Source organism: Alloacidobacterium dinghuense (assembly GCF_014274465.1).
GTDB lineage: Bacteria > Acidobacteriota > Terriglobia > Terriglobales > Acidobacteriaceae > Alloacidobacterium > Alloacidobacterium dinghuense.
Genome location: NZ_CP060394.1, coordinates 4,359,663 through 4,377,027 on the forward strand (window position 1 = coordinate 4,359,663; position 17,365 = coordinate 4,377,027).

A 17,365-nucleotide genomic window follows, 5' to 3' on the forward strand; every position below is an offset into this window, starting at 1 on the left:
CTTGATGCAAGGTCCATCGAAGGACAGAATCGCCAAAGACACGGCATTTCTACAGAAGCGCGTATTTTATGGATTGCCAAACCTCAATATAGGCTACGACTCGTCTCTGATATCGCATTTCGACGCCAACAGCTTCAGCCACGTCATCGATCGATGCGAGCTTCTCGGTATTCGGATCATTGGAGTCGAGGTGTTTTCGAATCGGATTGAATTATTGAACGTCGAAATATCTCCAGAAGACGGCTATGAGTGGGTTCGCCGCCTTGTGCAACGATACAAGGGGCAACAGAACGTGTCTTTCTCTGCGACCTACGGCGTCCCGAAAGATGTCTTAGAGTCGTCGGCAACACGTAGCTAAGCGGCAGGATTATTCCAGTATCCGAAACTGCGAGATCGTATAGACCATGATGAACAAATCCGCTGCAATTGTCACAGCATAGTCCGGCAAGCAGGACAAATACTTTGATGTCAGAAACTGTTCGAAATGGAACTGAACTGGAGCCTTGGCCAATCCCCAATGCTGATGCCGGAAACGGAAGCCGAGGACTGTCGCTTGCGGGCTAGGACTCCAAAGGAATTCCTCAGACATAACATCATCCTTCCCACGCGTGGTCTAACCGTGTTGTGAAAGAGGGGTATCCGGCGGGAGCCGGGAGTGGGCTGCTGGGGTGAACAAAAATCAGACCTCCACGTCTGGGTTGTGTCGCCGGATGGAAATTCAACCGAGCTTATAGGCCCTGACTCGGCTGCAGTGCTTCGTGGTGTCTTTGCAGGGATTATCAGGAGCAGAATCGATATGCAAGAAGTATTCACTGCTCGGATTCGCATTACTGAATCGCAACTGATTGAGGACTACAGACGCCGCCGTGAGTCGGATGTGGCCGAAGGCATAAGGTATGCGGTGTTTCCCTTGGGTGTCGTCGTCGTATGGGAGTAGGTCTGCTGCAGACTTACTTACAAACGAGAGTTGGGCTGACCTGCCCCTAATTCCGTACAGGTAATTCTGTAAATTTAGCCGCAGCCGGAGCTGTGGGAAAGTGGGAAACGCCTGTTACGAGCCCTGTCGTTGCTGGATCATGGATGGAAGCTGCTTATACAGCCCTGCTATCGCTCATCTGGAATCCGATTGAACAAATCGCAGCTCCGGCCACAACCGCAAGATGCATAACCGATTGATGCTTAGATTGGGTTGCCTTCATAACCATCAGTCCAGCAATCAGCTGGATTTATTTCTCCGGGTCATGGTATGGTTTGCAATCGGGAAAGACCGTTCAATACGATGGGCGGGTTCCTCCGAGGACGCAATGAGGATTTTACGATGGACCAAACGGCGGAAAGCTCTCTGCGTTTCCATCATCCTTGGTGCAATCGTCGGAATTCCGATCCGATCCAAGGAAAATAGATTCGGATTTGCTCCGGGAACTCATCAACAAGCGGTGAGCTCTCTTGATCGAGAGATTGATTACTTAGTGGTTCCGCATTTTCCCAGGGGAGCGACGAGACTTTTCAGTGAAAGGACGCCTGTTGCAAACGAGATTTTTGTGGCTAGTAAAAGCCGACCCAAAGGAATGCTGTTAGAGTTTTCTGAAACTGGCTCTGTGCACGCGGTTCCAACACAGGGCTGCGCAGGAAGATGCATCAATCCCCACCCAGGGCCCTTTCGTTGGTGGTATGGCCAAGCCAATGGCTGCTTAGTCCAAGTATGGCGTCAATTCGGTGACGGTTGTACGCATTACCAAATCTTCAACACTTGCGCTAATTATTGGGATCCGAACATCAATTGGACCTGCTGCGTTCATTAAAATAACATGAACTCGGTCGAATATCAGTCAACGTTGATGATATTCAGCTTCCAGTATCTGGGCATAAGCGATAATTCGATCTGATGTCTGGCATCGATCCGCCAAAAGTCGTGCGTCATATATGTCGTTATTTTCTGCCAGGTGAGAGGCGATTTCTCTATAAGCCGCGGATCTTATAGCCTCTTGATCGATCTGCCTGGCTATATTTTCGGCTTCGCGAAGCCGTGCCAATGCTTCGGGTCTTGAGAGGCTCTGTACATTTTCTGCAATACCATCCGCGATTGATGCGCTGACTAATGCCTTGCCGACAGGCGGAAAAGCAGGTTCCTCCTCCAAAAGCGCTATGGCCTTTGAGTGATCCCCTTCTTTCTCCCATGCCTTTGCCAACACAGCTCGCTCTCGGCTGGTGAGTTGAAGGGAAATTGACACAACAGGTGTCGCAGGCCCAGTTGCTTCCCTCTGCGCATTTTCGGCTCCAGAGGGTGCCATCAAAGAATTGTCTACAGTTTTCGGCGATTCATCGAAAAGTGTTTGTGCAAGCTCGATTTTTCTGTTTTCAGCCAAAGTGGCGATCAAAGCAAAGTTGAGTTTGGATCGAAGCTGTGGATCACTAATCTTCGCGAGAAATTGATGTGCAATCTCCGTTGTCAGATTTCTCCCAAGCGTTTCCGCTCGTGCCGCTAAACCTGCTTCCAAATCACTTCCTGTCAACCCCTTAATCACCTCCTCATCGACAGCGTCCGGATATTTGCTACTGCCGGACGCTCGAACTACGTCTGCATACGGGTTATTCGGTACAAACCCATCAGTTAGGTAAGGGTTATATTGAACTGTTGCTCCAGTGCCTTTCTTCCAAACGTCAAAAACATTACTTATCTCGCGGTCATCTTTTCGCGCAATCAGTACTTTTATCAAAGCAGTGAACGCAGACGTTCGCAGGGCCGGATTGTCTATCCCGTTTGCCACATTAATGGCCGATGTGGGGCCGCTTTCCCAGGCGGAACGATTAACTTCAAATATTTTGCGAATCGGATTAGGGCTCTTCTGAGTAATCCTATCGGCATCATCCCAAAAGTATTTCGCAGTCTTCGTATCAGTCGGATCCTGCTTAAGAATTGCTTCCGCGACAGAAATGTCGAAAGACGCACGTAGAACATCAGTATTTTGAAATTTTTTCGAGGCTTCTATCGCGTCTGAGATTCGGTTCGTTTTCACCAGTGCTTCCGCCCACCTGGTATTTGGAATCACAGGCTCATCAGCTCCGAGAGGAACGGGCGTCTGTGATGCTGCGGCACTCGTCAATGGGACATCCTTCAGAATCTTATAAACCTGAAAGGTAGAAGTTCGACCAAAAGTATAGGCGGCAACTAAGGCGACAAATACTATAGACGCACAGATCGCAACCGCGATCCTGACCCGCGTTCTTCTCTTCGCACTTCGTTGAATGAAGTCAATCTGTCGATCGGTGAGACTTTCCTTTCGAGCACTGATAAAACGCTCCGCTTCGACTAATGAGGCGGAGCGCAAGAGTCCACCGCTCACCCGCCCGGCGCCTTCCCATTCGCGAAGCATGGCTTCGAGTCTTTGACGCCACGCGAGGAACTCGCGGTTGTTCCCGACCCAGCTTTGGAGCTCCGGCCATCCGTCCAGTAGGCCTTTAGCGAATTCCACGATCTTTATTCCCGAGTCATCACGCTCGACTCGCAGTATCCCGCTTTGCGTGAGCATACTGATGACACTTGCCTCTTTTCCGCTAAAATCGTCGATTCGGGCCGAGACGGAAACATCTTTCTCGCCCCTATCCCCAACGCGCACAAGCCGCAATAGTATGTTGCGTGCAGTCAGCTGTTCTTCTGCGGTAAGTCTTGCTATCGCAAGACCGGCACGCATATCCCAGTCATTTGCGGTCGAAGTTTCACGCGCCCACGGCTCATTGGAGCCAATAAGTTTGCTTGCAAAAGTGATATAGCTACTTCTAAGAAAGATACGAGTATCACTTTGCTCGATTAAGACAGCGATTTTCTCTCCATATGCGTATGTCGGAGAATGTTGGACAAGTATTTCTTCAAAATACTTGGAAAGATCACATTCCGGTATACCTCGAATTTTTCGAAAAAGTGCCTCGAAACGAGGTTGATAGCCATAGGGTTCTGCTTTGCGCCACTCGTCTAGTTGTCGCTCTTCGCTAGTTTCAATGCGAGAAGGAAGGGGGAAAATAGTCAAAGCTCTTAGATCATCGGAATTTCGGCGGACTTGTAGGGCCCATTCAGCAACGTCTAAAACTCCATCAAGGCTCTGCCTGTTCGGTGTGAAGACGAGAACAAGCTTTTCGGGGAGAAGCATCGTACATATTCCACTCGTGTCTGTGATTCCTGTACGGGAATCAATCAGCACATAGCGATAGTGCTCAGTAAGGGCATCAGCAATCAATTGAATGGACCACGGACAGGCCGTATAAAATGAGTTCCAATCAAATTGATTAATCCGGCTGGCATATTCCTTATCGAATGCGCCGGCTTTGAGCAATGAAAGACGCGGGATATCGGTTTCTATAATGTATTGGTTGCTCTCGATAAAGGTAGTCAATGAAGTGCGAAGTGCTTGGGTCGGCTCTTCATTCTGGGATTCTGGTAAGAAGAGAGTCTGTATATGATTAAAGAATTCAATCAAACCAGGATGTTTGTCGTATTCTTCTGCCGCGTGATGTCCTAACCCAAAGCGTCTCTCTACCCTATTTCCGAAATACCGATGAAGACCAGGAGCTTCAAGATCCCAATCGATTAGAAGCACTTTTTGGTCTGCCCCACATCGTTGCGCCAAAATACACGCAACGTTGGCCAAGGCCATCGATCGCCCAGTGCCCCCTTTATATGAGTAGAACGTTATAATCTCGCCAGTTTCTCTTAGAGGCCCCGATATCGTCCTTTTTTCCATTAAATATATCCAATTTGACGAGTGGGCAATGCCGACCGAAACGTTAAGCCCACTTGGTTTGGATCAACCTGTTGGAGCCATGGCAGGACATCTTCAATTGACGGCAGCCGACAGTTAGGGCATTGTTCACAAGGGTCGGGTGGTGTTGGCAGTTGCCCCAGGATTCTGGACCTGTTAGCAATGTAATCAGCTATCTCGATGACCGTTTGTCTAAATGCAAGTGTTTTGGTCATGCTTGGACTGGAAGCCCATGATTCCAAGTCATAACATTTGCGGCGACTACGAATTTCTTCTGGGATGGAATGAAACCCTCGGACAGCCAAGACGATAATCAGTCCGTTTTGTGCTTCTAATGAGTTGGTTTGGGCCAAAATTTGTAATCGCTGTGTTTCAAGTTTCTCCATCAATTTGTATTCACGTGAACAAAACGTGTGCTGCATGGAAAAGTACGTTGGCCAATATAGCATGACCATGCAGACGCTTTGACATAAAGCCGAAGCGAGAGATTCGTTATAGAATGGCGCTCCCTTAAGGCGCTCCACATCCAAATAGACATTCAATGGCACTACATATTCGAGTTCCCCCTTCAACGCTTCCGCTATCTGTTTGGTACGTTTTCGATTTGACTCATTTTCTGTATGTCGATAGCTAATGAAACAGGAATACGAAAATGGCATTTGATTACCTCTTGCTCCCAAGGCATTGCATGGACCGCTATTTCGATCCGCACCAAATTATTGATTGCTCACCCTTTTAAATCAACAGTGAGTGCAGAAAGACGGTAACACGTCGAGTGGTCGATTGATGGTGCATGGTCGATATAAGCTCATTACAAGAAAACGAAAAAATTACAAGCAAACTGGAATTGCTATAAAAGAAGTCGCCAAATGGTCATAAGTATTTGATTTAAAATCAATTATGGACAGATCGCCCACAGCGACCTCCCGTCACCGCTCCCATAGACGGATCTGAAGCTCGGATTTGAAACGTGGAAGAGGATTTTTTGAGGTGGATCTTGAACCGTGTATTGAGGACTTACCTTTGCAGAACTGAGGACCCCGGAATTGGATACGAGGAACGAGACAATAAGAGCCGTTGCGCTAACGAAAGGCAAGAGAATCCAACGGCTGATTGACGGCATTTTGATTCGAATTGATCTGATTGGAGACTCGGTAGGCATTTTGGGAGCAGGTTAGCACAGCGGGAGGGGTCTGAATTGTGTCACTTTTCGGAGCTTGCGGCAATCGAACTGGATTGGTGCAGTAACAAATAATGCGGGTCGGTTTGGGGGAGATTCAAATACCCAAACGACGAAGGAAAGTTGAAGCAAGGCCCGCAAAATCGCCGCTTGTTCTCAGACGTTCGTTTTCCTCGCGCGTAAAGGAATTTGGTGCGTTCTCCCAATTATTGACTGCAAATTCCGCGGCAATCTCAGATGCCCTTCCTTGCACGGAGCCGATAAGCAGCACGGGCAGATTTCGCTTCCGTGCGAGCGCCATCTCCTCATCCACGCCGGGAACAATGCCCGGTCGGACAAGCCGACCGCCGATTGCAACGAGACCAACTGCAAACTCATCCGCGACCATTCTCTCGCGCATCAGCGTCAAGCTCGCATTGCGTCCCCCGGCTTTCGGGACGCCGATTACTGTTCCGTGGTTGTTGTATTGCGCCAGATCAGATACGAATTCCTTTGAGTAGTAAAGGTGTAGAGCATTTTCAACGTCGTTCGACCTCAACTGTCTTGCACTGGCGACAATGAGGGGCACGAAGGTTGGGTGGGCTCCGAACATGATTGTTCCACCGCGTTGGAGAATTCGTTGGGCGAAGGCACGCACTGCGTCAATGATGTCTTGCTGATCTTTCGGAGTGCAGCCATCAGGGAAAGCGCCAGAGATGATCACGCCCCGCTGCTTGCTGGCTTTGTGTTGCGGCGACATATAGTCCTCCAGACAATCGACATAATCTTCCGCACGGGCGGCAATCGGGCCTGTCTGAGACTTCAGAGTGTCTGGGATTGGACCGCGCAGGAGCAGCAGCCTCGCCGTGTACTTGCCAGGAAAGTCAGCAAGTCCACGAACATCGTCGGGACGTGGATGTGTGCCAAAAAACTGAACTAAATGGGTAGTGCATTCGAGCGGGTATGGCATTCCTTTCCCGCACACGATGCGAACCGCATTGATCAGCTTGTTGGGGTCTCTGATCTCGACATCAATGTTCTCCACTTCTTTCAGCCGGGCGTCGGCATCGAGGATCTGGACTGCGCTCTCACGCACTAGGTCGGCAGCAGCTGACACCGCTTGTTCCGCCTCGTCGGAGGTCACGGCTCCATCCTGAATGAAAAGGTGCGGCGTCGCGGCAGGGTGTGGAAAACTGTTTGGCAGACCGTGAGTTCCAACCTTGATCCAAACGATTGGGATGCCATTGCGAAGGGCGATTCGCAGTTCCCGTTCGACCCATTCGGATGTGTACGCAAGCCGAGTATCGAAGAAGAGCACTGCGTCGCTTTGACGCAAGCGCGACTCAAGCACCTCCTGGGCGCTTTCACCAATTAAGATGTCCGCAAGGTCACGAAAACTGTTCTGGCTGAGAACTAGCAGCTTCTCCCAGAAAGCTCGCGCAAGGCTCTCTCCATCAGCGCGGCGGTGGCTGAGAAATAGCGAAAGACGGGATCTCATGAGCGAAGGTTGAATCATTGAAAGAACTTCACGAGCAAATGCAGCTCCGGCCAGGTCGATATTTCGCTCTCCGCCCCGGAGCGCCAGGTATTCCGTGACATCAAAGCTCTGGCGCATGTTGGCCACATCCGGAGGGCGGCGTGAAGACACGGTCATCGCAATCGGAAACGCGTGGCCTACCGACCGTAGCAGTTTAATCGCCGCGTTGCTGAGATTCACTTCGGTCGTTGGATTGAAAAAAATTGCTGTGTCGTTAGCTCCCGCCGTAACAAGTCGAACTGCCGCGTCGTTATCCAGTGGCGACGTAGGCACGTAACGCCGTAACGCTTGTTCGCACGTGGTACAGATCAGCGACGCACCTTCTGCATTGCATTTCGTGACCGATGGCGCGATAAGATAGATCATAGTCTTTATCCTCGCGTTACTAACCACCAGGCGGAAAAACCAAGAAGCACAATCAGAAGATGGATACTCCACACAGCCGGTCGTGCGAGCCCGTCACAGAAATACGACCTGCTCGTCGTCAAGGGAGCCATATCGAAACCGCCCCATTTGTCGTCCGTCTCCCCTTTTACGCGGTCAAACAGATCCCGGTAGCAACGTTCCAGGAACATGTAATAGCCGTCAATCGTCCAGAATGCCAGCGGCGGAAGGAGAGCAAGAAGCACAAGGCGCGGATTTGAATGCTCAGCAGTAGCGAGCCCGATCAAGGCCGTTGTGAGTGCGACGGACCAGCCCTTTGCTGTCATCGAGTTCCCCGCCATGCGAGTTACTACTCCTTGGACGAACTCAAGGTGCTTTAAGCGTTGCTCGCTTATACCGGGCATCGCATTTCCTCCTGGGGCGAAGCGATCTCTACGGAAACCAGCCGTATTGACCGAGAATACCGCGAAATTCGGCACTCCGAGCAAGGGGGTTCGCGCCTGCAACTTGCCGGTCCAACGGACGCCACAAGGGTCGCTAACAGCGAACCGGTTCGAAGACAACGCGCGTTTATCGTTTGCAGAAAGGCCCGAAGGGCTGTGATGTTGTGATGTTCGAGCTTTTTAGACCACATGACTGGCAGAGAGTAACCTGTTTAGAATTAGCGTGTTGCAGCTGATTCATGAGGCCCTAAGGTGAAGCTTCCACCTTATGCGTAAATTATCACGGAAAGTTTCATCTTATGGGGTCGTGAACTTTAATGTTATGGGGTACCGCGCACGGCAAACTACTGATTCCTCGTGCGCCGAACTTTCACCTTATGCGTAAACCCACACGCGGACTGGCCGTCCGGGGCAAACGAAACAGCCCCAGTTTTACTGGGGCTGTTTCATTTCTTCCCTAATTCCCCATTGTCTCGGCGATGCGGCGCAGGCTAAAGAAAAGCTTTCCGCATTTCTTCTATCGTCGCCCGAATCCGCCTGACAATTTCGATCAGCGGCTCCTTGTCCCGTTCGGAACGGTATTTTTTTCCCAATTCTCTTACCAACGATGTCGGAAAACTTCGGCGAGGCCGTCGTGGTGCGGGACCATCAATCCGTTCAATCTCTTCTAAGATTGCAAACATCGCCGTCAAACCCACGCCTGTGCCTGAGGGCCTGAAAGGCAGATCTGAACGATTCAATTTATCTAGATATCCGTCAAGTTGCTCAAGATTCTCTCTGAATAAATCAACGGCCTTTTCTTTGTCGGGACGCTTCCATGGCCATTGCAGGACCGTCGTCGCCCTTTGTTCAAAGATTTCGAGATAGTGCTCTAGCCCTTTCGTTGCATCGATCAATTGTAGACGTAGCTTATCAATGTGAAGATAATCGTCGATCCTCTTCTTCAGCTCTCGAATTGCCGTCGGATCATCTGTAGAGTTGACTGTTTGCTCGACAATCTCGTCATATTCTTGCTCCAGCCCTACAATTGCACCCTTGCAAGCCTCAAGAAAACTGGCACATCTCTCCACTTCTGTTCTTCTGTCGTCCTTGGCTTCGCGGAGAGACTGTTCGACCCTTGTGAGGGCGATGTCGATAGCCTTCTTGCCCAAATACAAAGTCGCTGGGTCTACTGGCACCGAAATGACCTTCCCCGTGAGAAGAGCCCACACACTGACTGTATACCCAATTTGCTCAGAGTAATTGTGGTCACTGGAAGTTGAGCTTTACAAACGAACGGCAGGAACAAATTCTTGGGTTCACCCGCTAACTTCCCCCTAGACTAAAGCGACTTGTCTTTTGTGCTAACCATTACAACAAGATCCCGACTGCAAGGTTAGCTTGTCCAGCCCAGCCCGAGTTGGGTGCGGTCTGCCAGTTGTGATAGAGGTTCTTGTCGGTTCCGACGTAGAAGACCTCAAGCCGACCATCCTGGTTCTGTCCGACCGCGATCTGCAGGGCAGCTCCCCCCAGGGCAGCTTGTCCAGCCCAGCCCGAGTTGGGTGCGGTCTGCCAGTTGTGATAGAGGTTCTTGTCGGTTCCGACGTAGAAAACCTCAAGCCGACCATCCTGATTCTGTCCTACCGTGATCTGCAGGGCAGCGCCACCCAGGGCAGCTTCTCCAGCCCAGGCCGCCGAGTTGGGTGCGGTTTGCCAGTTGTGATAAATATTGTTGTCGGTTCCGACGTAGAAAACCTCAAGCCGACCATCCTGATTCTGTCCTACCGTGATCTGCAGGGCAGCTCCCCCCAGGGCAGCTTCTCCGGCCCATAGCGAATTGGGTGCGGTTTGCCAGTTGTGATAAATGTTGTTGTCGGTTCCGACATAGAAAACCTCAAGTCGACCATCCTGGTTCTGTCCGACCGTGATCTGCAGGGCAGCTCCCCCCAGGGCAGCTTCTCCAGCCCAGCCCGAGTTGGGTGCGGTTTGCCAGTTGTGATAAATGTTGTTGTCGGTTCCGACATAGAAAACCTCAAGTCGACCATCTTGGTTCTGTCCGACCGTGATCTGCAGGGCAGCGCCTCCCAGGGCAGCTTCTCCGGCCCATAGCGAATTGGGTGCGGTTTGCCAGTTGTGATAGATGTCGTTGTTGGTTCCGACGTAGAAAACCTCAAGCCGCCTGCCTAGATTCTGTGCTGCAGTGATCTGTTTCGCACGCCCCCCCAAGGCGGCTAAGTCGGGAGTAAGGGCAGTCCAGCCCGAGTTGGGTGCGGTCTGCCAGTCATGATAGATCGTGGCATCATAGCCTAGGTAGAAAACCTCGACTCTTCCATCTTGGTTTTGTTGAACCGCAATCTGGTTCGCGGTACTAGTTGGAAAGGAAGGGATGGAACCTCCGTTCGGAAAGCCTGGACTTGAGACGACCTCAACGATATACGAACCCGATGCGGGGGTACTTGGATCGTGAAACTGATAGTGGGTGTGAAAGAATCCGCGATACGTTCCGCTCGGCCAGTTGGAAACTGCAATCGGCGTGGTGTGGGCCGGGTTACCGATATCCAAGGCGATCGTGGCGTTGTCAACACCAGGATTGTCTGGATCGTAGATGAAAATGCTGAGATTGGTTCCGTTCAGGTCGTAGCCCCAGGCAAGAACTTGATGACACATTCCTAGGTCCTGCAGGCCTGTGAGAACTCCGATAGTCGGTGGCTCTTGACCATGAACAAGACCGAGAGGAGAAAGCAGGTTTCTGTCTAGATCCGCCTTAATCTTCGGCCACTCTTCATTAATCTCGTGCCATGCAAGGCCATGCGCGATCAACGTATCATGATCAGACATTTGGATCCAGGAGAGATACTGGTTCACATCGTCGTAATCGAAGCTGTTGGTCAAGCGAGCAACTATGTAGTTGAATGCTGAAGTTCCTCCAGCCGGGTTTACCGGACCTGTCCGCGGCGGCAAGAGTCCAGCGTTAAATAGGTCTGCTACCGCAAAAACCATGCCTCCACACAGCCCATTGGAAGCATTTCCAATTGAGATGTTTTGACCAAGGAGACTAAGCGTATAGTCAGGAATGTTGGGCCAGCTGTTGCCAAATTGCACTCCATTGATGCTAGGAAGAAACTTCTGCACGCGGGTACTTGCCATAAGAATCTCCAGTTAGTAATTGTCTACTCGTGTTGACCTTACTTTTCGGTCGGCCAGGATGAAGTTGCGGAAGCCAGCGAACACTTGGCGTTTCTTCAGCGTGTCTGTAGATGACTCCCAGAGGGGCCCCACCGCCAGGAACTGTTATTGCTCTCATATTGCACCTATCTCAGTCGGGTGGGCGCCCCACTCGAGCCTTTTTTTGCCTGACCTCTTCCCGATTCCGGCCCGCCGACACCACAATCTCTGGCCTTAACCTCCAATTTCTGGCAGAAATTTGCGCTTAAGTGCCTGCAAACGGCAAGAAATCACATCAAAATGCTGTCAAGCCCCCAAGGCCCTCGAACTCAACCTAAACCGCACATTTTAAAAGAAATAAAGCCTCAGGTAATTTGGCGTACTATTTGGCCCAACCTGCTAAAATAAAAATAAAAGCAGAAATCAAAAGGAACGCCCGCTTGCGCGGGCGTTTTTCATTGCAGGAGAAACCGAGGACCCTCCCGTAAGTAATTGAAAACACTAGAAACCACCTAACTCAAGCAGAATCAGCAGCATAGCGGGGGATGATTCCCCGCTAAACCATTGAAAATAAAAGAAAGGAAAACTGGGACGGGGGAGGGGATACGCTTCCGGCTAGCAGCAGTCATCCCCTTTGCGAGCCTTGTTGGCCTCGATCAGGATCAAGGGCACCAGCGCCAGCGCTGCGACACTGTCGATCCACGGAAGGTGAAAAACGGTGTTCAGCGCAATGCCTGCAAGAGCGATCCACGACATGTACGCGCAGACAGAACTCTGCACCGCGTCGGCGCGCAATGCCTTGCTGCACGTTTGCGCGGACAGCTCGCGCTTCCTGAGTCCGAGCCAGGGCATGATGATCGCAGCCGCCAGCAAAATGCCGATCCCCAGGTAAGAACCTTTTGCTTCGGACATTTTCAGCGCCAGGGATGCGCCGGAGCTGAGTGCGATGAAGACGGCCAGCGCGTAGAGCATGATCATGGCCATGCGTCTGGCAAGCTGCTCCATGTGGTCGCCCGAGTAGAAACGGTGCAGCACAACGGCGGCAGAGAACAACTCAATGGCGCTATCGCCGCCGAAGGCCGCCAGCGCCAGGCTGTGAGCCCGAAGGCCGGAACCGACAGCGACTGCAAACTCGACGGTCATCCAGGCAACGGTGATCCATTGCAGGCGAATGACGGCGCGGTTCTGCGTGGTGAGTTGCATAAGTTCCAGAATACAAAAGGCCCCGGAATTTACCGGGGCCTTGGTACTCGCGAACGGGGATCCGCGAGTTAAGCCTTTTCGACCTTGCCGCTCTTGATGCAGGTCGTGCAGACGCGCAGACGCTTGGCTCCGCCATTGACCTTCGCCTTTACCGGGCGAAGATTGACGTTCCAGCGCCGCTTGGTGATGTTGTGCGCGTGCGAGATATTGTTACCGAATTGCGGGCCTTTGCCGCAGACATCGCAAACCTGAGCCATGACTCACTCCAAAATCCTGAACTTTCGCGCAGACCAGAACCCGCTGTTACTGCATTCATCGCGATGTGCGAGAAGGGCGGGCAAGCAGACAGTCCGATGCCCATACTGGTGCCGAATCTCTAGTTTACCCAAAAGTGCCTTGAGAGGCAAGGATAACGCCATGTTGGTAGTGTCCTAATTTCGCGAGCGGCTCACGTATGGAGATTAAGGCTGTGGAAAACTTAGTTGCAGGGGCGACGGCGGATTTTCCGCCTAATTATCGAAAACGAGAATCATTGTCTATACTCCCTGTGAATTCAAAGAGAGTTAAGGCAATGACAATTGCTGTAGGGTTTCACTGTGACGACGGAATAGTCATAGCGGCGGATCGGCAATTTACCTCGCAAGGGTTCTTCAAGTATCACGAAGAGAAATTTGCCTTTGAAGACAAAGGTGATCTTTCCACTCGAATCATATTTGTTTTTTCGGGCGATCCTGGTTTGTTTAAAGAGGCTCACCAAAAGATTATGGGCTTTCTACGGTTAGCTGAACTTCCCACCGTTGATCTAGTACAGCAAACCGTGGAAGGCGTTCTGACCAGCATGGGATGGAAAGAACACTTCTTAGATAACAGTCTTTTTATGTTGGTCGGGGTGGTAGAGCCGTTTGAAAACCCTGTACTGCTTGTGTTCAACAATCGGTCTCTGCATCAGGCCGGAAAGGGAGTACAAACAATCGGCTGTGGCGATACGTCCTTGATTCGATATTTAGGAGATCATCTCTATCAAGAGAGCCTCAAGCGGTCAGAAGGAATCGCTTTGGCTGCATACCTGATTAAGAAGGCTACTCAATACGTCGATTATTGCGGGGAGCCTATTGACGTGTTTTGCTTGGATGACTACTCAGGAGTCGTAACGGTTTCGCAAGAAGAGATCAAAGCTGCCGTCCAGAAAATGGAAAGCCAAGAAAGCCAGATGTACGATCTGCTTATTCAGAAGCCTTTTTCTTCGCCCACCGAGCCATAACCGCCTTCTTGGCGGATTCGCTACGCTGTTCTGGCGTCATAGCGGCAGCTCTCGCAGGGCCGCCCTTTTTGCCGCCTTTCTTTCCCAACTTCGCCAGATACTCTCTCAGTTCCGGTGGTACACTGCTCTTCGCCATGTAGCCAATTATACGAGAACGGCTCTCGTAGTCAAGGCAGAAGCTACCTAATAAAACCCCGCGAGGAGACGCGATGAACAGCGAAGAACGTGAGATGTTGGCGAATTCCTTGGATTTGACCGTCGCCAACACAGGCATGATTTTCGATTTGCGAAGAGAGATTAAGGCGCTTCGCGCCTTGTTACAAGAGATTCATCCTGATTTTGAGAAACAGTACAGGAAACAGTCGGCGGATGCGGATGAAAGTGGAGGAGAGACCTACGGAAAGGCTCTCGCCAAGTCTCGGGAAGCAGCGGCAGCCAGGGATACTCTTCGCACAGCGGGCAAGTAGATTCTTGCATAATTTCCTCTTGACATACGTGAGCGGCTCACGTATGGTTGTTACATGAACACGTTGCCGCTTACGAAACAGGTCGTCGCTCTTAACGCCATGATTGAAGGAAACAGCATCCGCAGTACGGAGCGGATGACTGGCATCCATCGGGATACGATCATGCGGTTAACGACGCGAACGGGAAAAGCCTGTTTCAATTTTCTGGACAAGAAAGTTCGGGGTGTTCGTGCCGAGCGAGTACAGGCAGATGAAATCTGGACATACGTGTTCAAGAAACAGGCAAGGATCGGGATTGATACCGATGAACCCCATATCGGCGATCAATACGTTTTCGTGGGAATGGATGCAGACACCAAATTGGTTATCTCGCATCTGGTAGGCAAAAGAGACGGCCAATCAGCCTACTATTTCATGCGTGATCTGCGCGAAAGGGTAGTAGGACGCATCCAGCTAACCACGGATGGTTTTAAGCCTTATCTGAGAGCCGTAGAAGACACATTTGGCGGAGATGTGAACTACGCCCAGTTGATTAAGGTCTACGGCCAAGTGCCGCAAGGAACTGGCGGACGCGGATGGTATGCGGCGGCCAAGTTTATGTCGGCCTACGCTTCCACCGTTTCAGGTGTTCCCGCACCGTCCGCTGTCTCTACGTCCTACATCGAACGTCAGAATCTAACCATGCGGATGCAGATGCGCCGTATGACTCGGTTGACCAACGCCTTCTCAAAGAAGCTGGAGAACCTCGAAGCGGCGATAGCCCTGCACTTCGCGCATTACAACTTTTGCCGTATCCACCAAAGCCTGAGAATCACTCCAGCTATGGCAGCGGGTTTGACAAATCATGTTTGGGATTTGGAAGAACTGCTATCTACTGCTGCGGCCTAGAGAAAACAAGTGATATAACGGACGGCAACTCTGTGTCGCAAGGGCAGAGCGCGGTTGTAACGGCCAAGGCCGTCATTTCCATTTAGGTGTGTAATATGCACTACCTTGTGGTCGATTTGCAGGCGATCCTACTCGTACTCCAAATCTATTTGGCTCTGCGACGGGTCAAATCAAGTCGTCAGTAAAAACAGGAAGCGCCTCTAAAAAGGGGCGTTTTCTGTTTGAGTTGCCGTCCGTTCATTTGTCCATTTTCCGGACAAACTTTCTTAGAGATTTTCAAGCACTTTGTTGTGAGCAGCTATCTCTTCCAAGTATTCGTCTAGGCTTCTTGGCTTATGAATCCTTTCATCTTGCCAAGTGCCATCTTCATAGAATTCGAGAAGCGGTCCAGAAGGCAATTTGATTACCACTTATACGTGAGCCGGTCACGAAATTAGGACACTACCGCCATGTTCATTTGATTCGGATTTAGAAGTCAATTCGCAGAGCAACTTGTCCTGTGCGGTTTCCTGCGTTCTCCGAAGTCTGCGCAGCGCTGAGAACGCCGAAGGTTGACGTGTTGTCGATCTGCGTGGCGGGCGGGGCGAAGTTGGTGTGGTTGAGAGCGTTCGTGAAGGTCGATTCAAAGCGCAGCTTGGCGCGCTCGGTCAACGGAAAGCTCTTTGCCAGACCCAGCGATACGGCCGCTGTGCCAGGGCCTTGCAGAATACCGACGCCAGCGTTGCCTAAGCGTCCTGCGCCTGCCGGAGTGGTGATGACGGTGAATATCTGCGAGTGCTTATCGGTCAGATTCGCAAGAAGCTCGACGATAACGCAGTCAATCCTGAGTACATTTTGACCGATAGCCACATCGGATACCGGTTTCGCGAGACCTAGCGCTCACCGAGTGATTCGCTCCGTCTGCAGACCTGCCACCACAGGTCGAGTCTGGGCATCAATTGCCAAAGTATTGCGGAGGATATTGCTGCGTGGCCGCTGCGTCTAACGAGAAGCAGTGGTGTCCGGCCGGGTGAATCCATGGATCCGGAGTCGGGCTGACCTCGGGTTCGCTGTTCCGCGTAAAGACTGCGCAGAGCTCGTACTGACTTCCCTCTTTTGGGTGGTACTCATATGGCGTTCGGGTGAGGGGATCCTTATGCACGCGCCCTGGAACCTGATCGATGCTGGTTGGAAGCTGCGATCCGTGCTTAGTCCAATATTCCCTGATCTCTGTGCTGAGGTCGTAAAGCTGGTGGATTCGCTGGGAATCTGCGCGAAACTCACGCTGCACATTTGGCGGCCCTAGGTGCAAAAAGCCGAGAACGATCATGAGCGCAACAGCGGCGGAGGATAGTCCGGCCATGAGCCTGTCGCGGCTTAGGCCGATGGAAGGCGCTTCGGTCTTTCGTAAACCGCCGAAGTAGTAGTAGAAGACACCGCCCGAAAGCACCAGTACGACAAACGATTTAGCGAGGAATCGAGAGGTCAGTTCGCCGCGCAGAAGGTAGGCAAGTGCCGTGATCAGGTCGCCCATGAAGACACTCGCGGCGATGACCAGTGCCATGTAGGTGAGCCATTTCCGAACCGACGAATCCAGTTTCTCCGGATGCGCTGCCGATTCTTTCACCACAATCCGCGAGATGAGCAGGTAGAGCGGAAACGCGACAATGAGCGCGGCCAGGGATGACGGGATTGTGTAGGTGTCGTATGCCGGATAGCTGGAGAAGAGCGGGTCGGCGAGCCATCGGTCTATCAGCGCGAAGGCGAGGCACCCGAAGCCGATGGTCCACGTCGCGAGCGTGGAGAAGATGAGCAGGTAGAAAAATGCTTCTTTGGCGGATGCCCCGGCTCCTGCACGGCGTGGGATATCGACTCCGGTCAACTGCTGATAGTGGTCGGCAAGGGCGTCGTAGACTTCTTTCTCCGGCCAGCCGCGTGCGGTGAGCATTCCTACCAGTGAATCCTGCGGAATGCCCGCAGCAATTGCTTTCTCGATGAATTCGGTGATCCTTGGGTCAGGCACAGAGAAGTTTTACATCATGCGCTGGGATAAGGTGCGAAAAAGCTTTGCGTGGCGAGAGCGTCGCTGATTCGGAAGTAATGAGGAACTGTCGATGATTGATTTCCGCTCTGCTTCCTCGATCGA

General features: G+C 51.6%; 17 protein-coding genes. 6 read left to right on the top strand and 11 right to left on the bottom strand.

Features of this window, described 5'->3' with window-relative positions:
- The first annotated feature begins 4 nt into the window (after positions 1-4).
- Positions 5-358, top strand: coding sequence for a glycoside hydrolase family protein (locus H7849_RS17990; RefSeq protein WP_186741265.1), 354 nt, complete (start codon positions 5-7; stop codon positions 356-358).
- A 9-nt stretch (positions 359-367) separates the two neighbouring features.
- Here the strand turns inward: H7849_RS17990 and H7849_RS17995 are convergent, their stop codons facing one another.
- Positions 368-589: a hypothetical protein gene (locus H7849_RS17995; protein ID WP_186741267.1), complete on the bottom strand. Its 222-nt coding sequence runs from the start codon at positions 587-589 to the stop codon at positions 368-370.
- A 207-nt stretch (positions 590-796) separates the two neighbouring features.
- Between H7849_RS17995 and H7849_RS18000 the strand changes: the two genes are divergently transcribed.
- Positions 797-937, top strand: coding sequence for a hypothetical protein (locus H7849_RS18000; protein WP_186741269.1), 141 nt, complete (start codon positions 797-799; stop codon positions 935-937).
- A gap of 892 nt (positions 938-1,829) precedes the next feature.
- Here H7849_RS18000 and H7849_RS18005 read toward each other — a convergent pair.
- From H7849_RS18005 to rpmB, 8 genes are all read right to left on the bottom strand, one after another.
- Positions 1,830-4,736, bottom strand: coding sequence for a tyrosine-protein kinase family protein (locus tag H7849_RS18005; protein ID WP_432756502.1), 2,907 nt, complete (start codon positions 4,734-4,736; stop codon positions 1,830-1,832).
- Positions 4,736-5,413 carry a hypothetical protein gene (locus tag H7849_RS18010; protein ID WP_186741273.1) on the bottom strand — a complete coding sequence of 226 codons (678 nt, stop codon included), beginning with the start codon at positions 5,411-5,413 and terminating at the stop codon, positions 4,736-4,738. The genes H7849_RS18005 and H7849_RS18010 overlap by 1 nt, the downstream gene beginning before the upstream one ends.
- 618 nt (positions 5,414-6,031) lie before the next feature.
- Positions 6,032-7,816 carry an SLOG domain-containing protein gene (locus tag H7849_RS18015; protein WP_186741275.1) on the bottom strand — a complete coding sequence of 595 codons (1,785 nt, stop codon included), beginning with the start codon at positions 7,814-7,816 and terminating at the stop codon, positions 6,032-6,034.
- A gap of 5 nt (positions 7,817-7,821) precedes the next feature.
- Positions 7,822-8,238 (bottom strand): hypothetical protein, encoded by a 417-nt coding sequence (locus H7849_RS18020; protein ID WP_186741277.1) that lies wholly within the window; start codon positions 8,236-8,238, stop codon positions 7,822-7,824.
- A 530-nt stretch (positions 8,239-8,768) separates the two neighbouring features.
- Positions 8,769-9,455 (bottom strand): hypothetical protein, encoded by a 687-nt coding sequence (locus H7849_RS18025; RefSeq protein ID WP_186741279.1) that lies wholly within the window; start codon positions 9,453-9,455, stop codon positions 8,769-8,771.
- Between the two features lie 172 nt (positions 9,456-9,627).
- On the bottom strand, positions 9,628-11,403 hold the full coding sequence (locus H7849_RS18030; protein WP_186741281.1) for a PLL family lectin: 1,776 nt from the start codon (positions 11,401-11,403) through the stop codon (positions 9,628-9,630).
- 633 nt (positions 11,404-12,036) lie between these two features.
- Complete coding sequence (locus H7849_RS18035) at positions 12,037-12,624, bottom strand: cation diffusion facilitator family transporter (protein WP_186741282.1); 588 nt, start codon at positions 12,622-12,624, stop codon at positions 12,037-12,039.
- A 68-nt stretch (positions 12,625-12,692) separates the two neighbouring features.
- Positions 12,693-12,881 carry a 50S ribosomal protein L28 gene (gene rpmB / locus H7849_RS18040; RefSeq protein ID WP_186741284.1) on the bottom strand — a complete coding sequence of 63 codons (189 nt, stop codon included), beginning with the start codon at positions 12,879-12,881 and terminating at the stop codon, positions 12,693-12,695.
- A 212-nt stretch (positions 12,882-13,093) separates the two neighbouring features.
- On the opposite strand from rpmB, the gene H7849_RS18045 reads away from it, so the two are divergent.
- The 3 genes from H7849_RS18045 to H7849_RS18055 all read left to right on the top strand — a co-directional run bounded on the left by H7849_RS18045 (position 13,094) and on the right by H7849_RS18055 (position 15,240).
- Positions 13,094-13,885 (top strand): Ntn hydrolase family protein, encoded by a 792-nt coding sequence (locus H7849_RS18045; RefSeq protein ID WP_186741286.1) that lies wholly within the window; start codon positions 13,094-13,096, stop codon positions 13,883-13,885.
- Positions 13,886-14,094: 209 nt separating this feature from the next.
- A complete protein-coding gene (locus tag H7849_RS18050; protein ID WP_186741287.1) occupies positions 14,095-14,352 on the top strand; it encodes a hypothetical protein in 258 nt (85 codons plus the stop codon).
- A gap of 99 nt (positions 14,353-14,451) precedes the next feature.
- On the top strand, positions 14,452-15,240 hold the full coding sequence (locus tag H7849_RS18055) for a DDE-type integrase/transposase/recombinase (RefSeq protein ID WP_186741289.1): 789 nt from the start codon (positions 14,452-14,454) through the stop codon (positions 15,238-15,240).
- A gap of 468 nt (positions 15,241-15,708) precedes the next feature.
- Here H7849_RS18055 and H7849_RS27730 read toward each other — a convergent pair whose 3' ends face one another.
- On the bottom strand, positions 15,709-16,062 hold the full coding sequence (locus H7849_RS27730) for an outer membrane beta-barrel protein (RefSeq protein WP_490337735.1): 354 nt from the start codon (positions 16,060-16,062) through the stop codon (positions 15,709-15,711).
- On the opposite strand from H7849_RS27730, the gene H7849_RS18065 reads away from it, so the two are divergent.
- Positions 16,015-16,116 carry a helix-turn-helix domain-containing protein gene (locus tag H7849_RS18065; RefSeq protein WP_251106341.1) on the top strand — a complete coding sequence of 34 codons (102 nt, stop codon included), beginning with the start codon at positions 16,015-16,017 and terminating at the stop codon, positions 16,114-16,116. The genes H7849_RS27730 and H7849_RS18065 overlap by 48 nt on opposite strands.
- A gap of 58 nt (positions 16,117-16,174) precedes the next feature.
- On the opposite strand, the gene H7849_RS18070 is transcribed toward H7849_RS18065, so the two are convergent.
- Positions 16,175-17,242: a DUF5671 domain-containing protein gene (locus H7849_RS18070; protein WP_186741291.1), complete on the bottom strand. Its 1,068-nt coding sequence runs from the start codon at positions 17,240-17,242 to the stop codon at positions 16,175-16,177.
- Between the last annotated feature and the right edge of the window lie 123 nt (positions 17,243-17,365).